The sequence below is a fragment of the Thermodesulfobacteriota bacterium genome, from assembly GCA_036482575.1.
GTDB lineage: Bacteria > Desulfobacterota > GWC2-55-46 > GWC2-55-46 > JAUVFY01 > JAZGJJ01.
In genome coordinates, this window is the sequence record JAZGJJ010000102.1 from 1 (window position 1) to 7,418 (window position 7,418).

The window sequence follows — 7,418 nt, forward strand, 5'->3', positions numbered from 1 at the left end:
GGAGCACCATAGCGTCCCTGGAGACCGGCACTGACTACGTCTATAACCTCTGCTTCAAGTGCCATTCCTACTGGGCGGCGAATACCACACAGGGGAGCATTAACGGGATCGGGATAACTTCCCCGTCCACGGTCTCGCCCAAGGCATGGACAAACGCGGATATCCCCGCGAACGAGCCCATGACCGACGTGGCCACCGAGTTCGCGACGGGGAATCTGGGCTACCACCCCCTTTACGCGAAGGGCCTGAACCAGCCCGACGTGGCCGGCGTCAGGAACCCGAACTGGTGCTCCGGGGGCGGCACCACCTACGGCGCCGCCTGTACGGCAACGACCGGGACGAGGTGGGACCTCAGGAACGACGCCACTTACGTGGATACCCTCTCCCAGAACTTCGTCCCGCCGTGGAGGCACGACTCCTTCGTGACCTGCGTGGACTGTCACGAGGACAACAGCGAGACCACGCCGCGCGGCCCCCACGGCTCCTCCAGACCCTTTATCCTGAGGCAGGTGGACGGGAGCATAAGCTATGCTATCTGCTCGAACGCCACCTGCACCACCAGCACCACGGTGAGCTATGCGACCCTGGGGGCGTCCGCGACCGATAACACCATGTTCTGCCTTAACTGCCACAGGGCCGATGTCTACGGCTTGGGCTCGGGCGGCAGCGGCGGCGGCCACTGGGGGATGACCGGCCGCAGAACCTTGGCCCGCGTACCCCACCCCATGATAGACGATCCTACCGATGCGGGTACGGTGAACAGCGACCAGAGCGGGAACCTCCCGAGGGGCATAGCCTGCATGAGGTGCCACGGCGGCGGAGGGGGCGGCGTGCCCCCCAACTGCGGGAACTCGGCCCCGACCTCCGCAAACTCCAAGCTCGGCAACATCCACGGCCACGACTGCGACAGCGAAGGCGACGGCGACCAGAACAGGCTCATCGCCCTGCGCGGCGCGTGGTCTGGATGGAACAGGCCCAATGCGGGGAATCAGGTCGATTGTACCAGGGGAGGCAATACCGACGCTGGCTATAACGAGTGGGGCGGCTGCTCGAACGATGGATCCGACGGCAACGGGGGCTACAACGCCACGTATACGTACCCTTAGGGCCGGTATCAGCCGTCTTTGAGCCGCTAATTTACGGTTTTCGATCGATGGGTTATACAGGGGGTTATAGAGCGGGTTATATAGAGAGGCGAGGTCGGATATGACCGTCAGACACTGGATGTTGATTGCCGCCGTACTTTTTTTGCTCTCATGGCGGGCCCACGTATCAAGTACGGGGCAGGCCAATGCCGAGTGGCTCAACTTCCACGCCGACCCCCAGCACACGGGCCGGAGCGGAGAGGCCGGGGTCGAAAGCCCCAGCATAAAGTGGAGGTTCGACAAGGTGCCGCTGATGAACGACAACTCACCCGTGGTGGGGCCGGACGGGACGGTCTACGTGCTGAAGGGACGCGGTTACGGGGGAGAGGCCGTCTACGCCCTGAACCCCGACGGCACGGAGAGGTGGAACTTCGACGTACCCGGGATCAACTTCACGCAGCCGGCACTCTCCGGTGACGGCGCTCTATACACCCTCGCGACCAGGCGCTCCGGGAAAGAAGCCGAAGGGGGCTTGCTCTTTTCCATAGACGCCTCCGGAGAGCTTAACTGGGAGAGGGAGTTGAGCCCGTACGCGGCGGACCTCTGGACGCCGCACGTCGTGGTCGACTCAAAGGGTAGTGTCTACGCGGGAGCGGCCGACCTCCTCTACGCCATGAACCCGGACGGCACAAAGAGGTGGTCGTACAAGTTCGTCATTGGGAAGAAGGCGGGGTCCCCCGAGTACTCGACAGGGCCCACCCTGTCCCCGGACGAGAAGACCGCCTATTACTTCAAGAGGATGGGGGGCGGTGTGATGGCGTTCGACGCGGCGACCGGCCGGGTCAAGTGGCACGACAGGACGCCTTACTCCGCCGACATGTCCGTGCTTACCGTCGGCCCCGACGGGACCATATATGTCCCGGACGCCGACGGCCCCGCCCTCCATGCCCTGAACCCGGACGGGAGCAGGAAGTGGAAGGCGGAGTTCCCGGACAAAAAGCTCTACAACACCAACGCGACCATAGGGACGGACGGCACGGTCTACGTGGACCTCGAGAAGGGCCCCACCGGCGCCGGCGGCTGGATATACGCGCTCTCGCCCGAGGACGGGAGCACCAAGTGGGTGTATAAGTTCGAGCGGGGCGCGCTCTCCTCGCCCATGGCGATCGACTCGGAGGGGAACATCTACACCGGCACCGGCGACGGCTACCTCGTCTGCCTGAGCCCGGAGGGCAGGCTCCTCTGGAAGGTGCTGGTCGGGTTCGAGGTGCCGGAGGAGTACGATAGAAGGAAGGCCGGTGCCGGGTTTGTGCAGATACACATGACCGGCCCGGTAATTTCGGACGGCACGGTCTACATACAGGTGGGGACGTACACTGACGGGAACTCGCTCGTTGCCGTGGGCCGGGAGTAACGTGAGGTTTTCAACGGACCGCAACCGGCCCTACCCTGTTTTCCCCGTGCCTCCCGTGTTATAATATGAGATATATGAGAGAACATATTAATTTATTGATCGCGGCCGTGCTCCTCGCGGTCGTCTCCTGTGCGGGCTCCGTAAGCGAGGAGGATAAGGTAAGGTCGCTGGTCGGCAGATATAACAGCGCCCTTGTGACGGCCTATAAAGAGGGCGACTTCGACCGGCTGGTAAAGGTCGCGGACGGAGAGGCGCTCAGCAAGGTGGACAACGCCTACCAGTCGTACCTGAAGGGGCCGGGGATAGTGCTGGACGCGGAGCTCCTGGGCCTGAAGTTCAAGGAGTTCTCCCTCGGCACCGGGGAGGACGAGTCGGGGATAAATGTGGAATGGCATGAGGACGAGAAGGAATGGAGGGAGGTCTACCTATACAAGGAGACCTTCGTGGAGACGGAGGAACGGTGGAACTACAGGTGGGTGGACTACAGGACGGGCGAGACCGCCTCTCCCGTCGTAACGGCCAGGTACGGGGTGGCCTATACGGTGGACAGGGTGGACGGCGCCTTGAAGGTCGTATCCGCGAAGATAACGTCCGAGGAAGTGGAAAAAGAGAAAGGCGCGTGGAAGGAAGGGAAAGACCCGGTGGCCGTCGGACATTGATTGACCGCTTTCGATCTACAGGGTAAAGCCGTTGACAGGGCGGATTGAAATCCGCCTTTGTTTTTGATAAACATGGGTTCATGAAACCGGATTTATGCAAATGGCCAGGCCCTGCCCGTGAGGTCCCCTTTTATTATGAGACGTGAAGTCCCGGCGACGGTTTTTTTTATCGCGACCCTGCTCGTCTATGCCGGGGCGGCAATAACGCGAAATCTCGCCTACGTCGATAACCTTACGCTCTGGGGTGACGCCGCCGGGAAGTCTCCTGTAAAACCCCGGCCCCATATACTGCTCGGAAGCGCCTACTTCGACAGCGGCCTTTTCGATAAGTCCGCCGACGAGTTCGAGCTGGCCTTCTCTCTCAACCCCCGAAGCGTTGCCTCCCACAGGGAGAAAGGGCTCTACGACAGGGACAGGTTCGTCGCAAGGGTTTACAACAATATCGGGGCAGGGTATCTGGAAAGGGGGATGTGGGCCGCGGCCATAGCTGAGTTCGAGAAAGCGCTCAGGGTGGACCCGGCTTACGCCCGGGCCTACAACAACATAGGCCTCGCCTACGACGGCAGGGGGATGGAAAAAGAGGCCGTCGAGAGTTACGAGAGGGCCCTTGTTATGGAGCCGGAGTTCCTGGAGCCCCGCGTGAACCTCGCTAACTTCTACTACGGGAAGGGGTTCTTCGAAGAGGCCGTTGACGAGTATGAGAAGGCCCTGGCCATAGAGCCCCGCTCCGCCACGGCCCACTTCAACCTTGGGCTCGCCTACATGAACGGCCTGAAAGAGTATGATAAGGCCCTCTATCACTTCGACAGGGCCCTGGAGGAAGAGCCTCGCTCCGCGGGGGCCGGGGAGGTAAGGAGGGCGAGGGATATGTTAAATGAGAGGATTTCCGATTGAAGGTCCGGGCACTGATGGTGTAAAATACAGGATGATGGTTCTGCTGAACTTTTTGACCTCCAGAGGGTTTGCCGTATTCCTGCTATGTATCTCCATAGGTCTGCTCGTCCTCTGGAACGTGCGTCCCGGGTTTTACTCGACATTGTTCCTTATCCCGCCCGCGTTGGTGTTCCTGAGCGTAGCCCTTTGTACCGGACGGAGGTTCGTTAATTCCGGGGGCCGGCGGGGTACGGCTTTCCGGGGCTCGATGGTGTTCCACGCGGGGCTTCTTATCGTCATCGCCGCGACCGCCGCCGGCCCCCTTACGAGGTTTCATGCCACCGCCATCCTCCCCGAGGGGGTAAGGGTGGGCCTGGATGACGAGAAGTTCACCGCGATACACTCAACACCGGCGGGCGGAGAGGCGCCGCGCATCTCGCTCCTGCTCGACTGGCAGGAGACCCGGTACGAGGAGGAAAGGTTCCCCGTGGAGTACGCCGCAGGGTTGAGGGTAGGCTTATGGGGGGAGGGCGGCTACAGCCAGACGGAGGAGACCATAAAGGTAAACGCCCCGCTCAGGAAAGGCGGCTACCAGCTAATGCTTATCGGGGGGTTGCTTTCCCCGCGCTTCGTCCTGAGGGACGGGGGTGGTGGCGAGCTCTTCAGCCGGTTTGTCGAGCTCTCCGATAAGGCGGGCGTGGAGGACAGCTTCAACGTAGAGGCGGCGGGGCTTACGGTCTACACGAGGTTCTTCCCCGACGTGTTCGAGGAGGACGGCAGGTACGGCACGCGCTCGCCGCAGCCCAGGAACCCCGCCTTCGGCATAAAGGTCGCAACAAAGGAGGACCCGTTCGGGGCCGCATGGAGCGGGGTCTTGAAAGAGGGCGAGAGGGCGGAGTTCGACGGCATGACCCTCGAGTTCGCGGAGCTCAAGCCGGTGGTGGTCGTAAGTGTTACGAACGACCCGACCTACAGTGGAATATTCGCGGGCTGGCTGTTTATTGTGACCGGACTCATAGTGAGGTATTTACCCTCTGAAAGGTCCGGCGGACGGAAGGTGAAGAGCTTTGGAGACGGATTGAAAGGGGTCGAGACAGGGCACGTTAAGCTATGAGGCTGCTCGAAGGTATGTTCCTCTGGGGGGGGGTCGGTTTTTATGTCCTGAGTTTTTCCTTTTTCCTCGGGGGGCTTGTCTTTAAAAAAGACAGGCAGGCCTCCCTTGGATGGACGAGCTTCGTTGCCGCCTTCTTCCTCCACACATTGACGATAGCCGTCAGGTGGGCGGCGTCGGGCCATCCGCCGGTCCTGTGGACCTACGAACATGCACTGGCGTCGAGCTGGTTCCTCGCGCTGGTCTTTACCGTGAGCGGGAGGGTGGCCCCCGGTGCGAAGTCCATGGGGGTCGGGGTCGCCCTGTTTGTAATTATGGTCCTGGGCTACGGGCTTATGAGCCAGGAGACGGCCATAGAGCCGCTCCCTCCTCCGTATAAGAGTAACTGGCTCTGGGTCCACGTGACCTTCGCGTGGCTCGCCTACAGCGCCTTCGCTTTTGCCGCGGTGGTCGCCGTGCTGCACCTCTTGAAGGACAGGGCTTTAAGGGTGGGCGGGTTGTCGTTTCTTGAAAGGCTCCCCCCCCCGGAGGCGCTCGACGACCTGACCGCAAGGGTGGTCGTTTTCGGCTTTGTCGGGCTTACCGTAGAAATGGGCGCCGGAGCGATATGGGCATACGGCCTGTGGGGAAGGTACTGGGCCTGGGACCCCATGGAGACGTGGACGTTGATATCATGGCTCGCGTACGGGGTATACATGCACCTTAGGGGGACCATGGGATGGAGGGGGACCCCGATGGCCTGGGTCGCGATAATAGCCTTCGTGTTCATATTTATAGCCTTCGGCGGAATAGCCATGATGAAGGGGCTGCACGCTCCGCTGGCCTCTTAAGGGCATGAAGATAACCATAATCAGCCCCCCCTTCGGAGAGAAGGGGCAGAAGAGCGATAACCTCCAGATGGCCCCCCCGGTGCTGGAGTACCTGGCTTCACTCATCTTTCGGATCAACCCGGAAGTTGAGGTGGAGCTCATAGATGCCAACAGGGAGGACCTTCCCCGTGGGGGCGTCAGCGGCGATGTGGTCTTCTTTTCCACCCTGACCCCGCAGGCCCCCTGGACCTACGGGGCCGCCGACGCCATGCGGGAGGCGGGCAAGAGGGTCGTCATAGGGGGTATGCACGTGACGGCACTCCCCGAGGAGGGGAAGCTCCACGCCGACGCTATAGTCGTGGGGGAGGCGGAGAGCGTTATGGCGGCACTGCTCGGCGATGCGGCGGGAGGAAAGCTCGCCCCTTTTTACCGTGGAGAAAGTCTGTCCCTGGAGGGTCTGCCCAGGAGGAGGAGAGGGCTCCTCAAGGGCAGCTACCGCTTCGATTCTTTCTTCACGGCCAGGGGCTGTCCCTACCGCTGTACGTTCTGCTCGGTAAGGCGTTTCTTCGGCGATACGATAAGGTACCGCCCGATCGGAGAGGTGACCTCGGAGGTGGCCTCAAGCCCCCAGAGGATGCTGATGAACATAGACGACAACATATGGGGTGTAGACATAAGCCGCTCCATAGAACTCTTTAAGGCTTTCTCCTCCGAGGTGAGGGGTAAGTGGTGGTTCGGTCAGGCCGACCTCATAACCGTGCAGCACCGAAGCGGCGGCGAGATGCTCAAGTGGGCCGAGAGGTCCGGCCTTACGACCGTCATGGTGGGGTGGGAGACAAACGACCCCGGAAGCCTCGAGTCCTATAAGGCCGGGGCCAAGCAGGGGAGGGACAGGGTCGAGGCGGTCAGGAAGATAAGGGAGAGCGGGATAGACGTCATGCTATTTGTCATGGTGGGAGGACGCGCCGAGGGCATCGACGAGTATATGCGCGTGCTGGAGCTGTGTGACAGGCTGGACGTCAGCGCGCACCCGGTCATGCTCACTCCTTTCCCCGGGACGGAGCTTTACGAAGAGTACGGCGACTATCTCATGGAAGGCAAGTCCTGGGACGAATTCGACGGTAATACCGCCGTCTTCCGCCACGACGACCCCTCCATGACCCCGGAGAAAAGGGAGCAGGCCACCCTGTGGCTCAGGAAGGAGCTCTTCACGTGGCCCAGGATTTTGAGGCGCATAGCGAAGATATCCCCCCGGGGCTTCCCCATGGCGCATGTTAACTCTATCATGCTGCAGTGGGCGCACAGGCGGGCCTTTAACGAATACGCGCGCGACCACCTGAAGGGGTTCGACGCCCAAAAGATTCTCGGCGGGAAGGCGGAGGAGGCGGCATGACAGACATACTCGTAATGCTCAATAACTACTTCCACGACTTCGCTACCGCGCTGGTCGTGGTCTCCACCTGCGGC

The 7,418-nt window shown here is 61.4% G+C and carries 7 protein-coding genes; all 7 read left to right on the forward strand.

All coding sequences use genetic code 11. The features are described from left to right. Positions 1-1,106 (forward strand): hypothetical protein (locus V3W31_04430; GenBank protein ID MEE9614186.1); only part of this gene is annotated, 1,106 nt, incomplete at its 5' end. Positions 1,107-1,206: 100 nt separating this feature from the next. Then, positions 1,207-2,499 (forward strand): PQQ-binding-like beta-propeller repeat protein, encoded by a 1,293-nt coding sequence (locus tag V3W31_04435; GenBank protein ID MEE9614187.1) that lies wholly within the window; start codon positions 1,207-1,209, stop codon positions 2,497-2,499. 74 nt (positions 2,500-2,573) lie between these two features. Further along, complete coding sequence (locus V3W31_04440) at positions 2,574-3,158, forward strand: hypothetical protein (GenBank protein ID MEE9614188.1); 585 nt, start codon at positions 2,574-2,576, stop codon at positions 3,156-3,158. 135 nt (positions 3,159-3,293) lie between these two features. Next, a complete protein-coding gene (locus V3W31_04445; protein ID MEE9614189.1) occupies positions 3,294-4,052 on the forward strand; it encodes a tetratricopeptide repeat protein in 759 nt (252 codons plus the stop codon). Continuing rightward, positions 4,033-5,145, forward strand: coding sequence for a cytochrome c biogenesis protein ResB (locus V3W31_04450; protein MEE9614190.1), 1,113 nt, complete (start codon positions 4,033-4,035; stop codon positions 5,143-5,145). The genes V3W31_04445 and V3W31_04450 overlap by 20 nt, the downstream gene beginning before the upstream one ends. Beyond that, positions 5,142-5,972 (forward strand): cytochrome c biogenesis protein CcsA, encoded by an 831-nt coding sequence (ccsA, locus tag V3W31_04455; GenBank protein MEE9614191.1) that lies wholly within the window; start codon positions 5,142-5,144, stop codon positions 5,970-5,972. The genes V3W31_04450 and ccsA overlap by 4 nt, the downstream gene beginning before the upstream one ends. 4 nt (positions 5,973-5,976) lie before the next feature. Beyond that, a complete protein-coding gene (locus tag V3W31_04460) occupies positions 5,977-7,344 on the forward strand; it encodes a cobalamin-dependent protein (GenBank protein MEE9614192.1) in 1,368 nt (455 codons plus the stop codon). Positions 7,345-7,418: the final 74 nt, after the last annotated feature.

Excerpts from the sequence above, each read along its gene's own strand:
- ccsA (MEE9614191.1), top strand. The coding sequence starts at position 5,142 with ATGAGGCTGCTCGAAGGTATGTTCCTCTGGGGGGGGGTCGGTTTTTAT.
- V3W31_04440 (MEE9614188.1), top strand. The coding sequence starts at position 2,574 with ATGAGAGAACATATTAATTTATTGATCGCGGCCGTGCTCCTCGCGGTC.
- V3W31_04450 (MEE9614190.1), top strand. The coding sequence starts at position 4,033 with ATGAGAGGATTTCCGATTGAAGGTCCGGGCACTGATGGTGTAAAATAC.
- V3W31_04445 (MEE9614189.1), top strand. The coding sequence starts at position 3,294 with ATGAGACGTGAAGTCCCGGCGACGGTTTTTTTTATCGCGACCCTGCTC.
- V3W31_04460 (MEE9614192.1), top strand. The coding sequence starts at position 5,977 with ATGAAGATAACCATAATCAGCCCCCCCTTCGGAGAGAAGGGGCAGAAG.
- V3W31_04435 (MEE9614187.1), top strand. The coding sequence starts at position 1,207 with ATGACCGTCAGACACTGGATGTTGATTGCCGCCGTACTTTTTTTGCTC.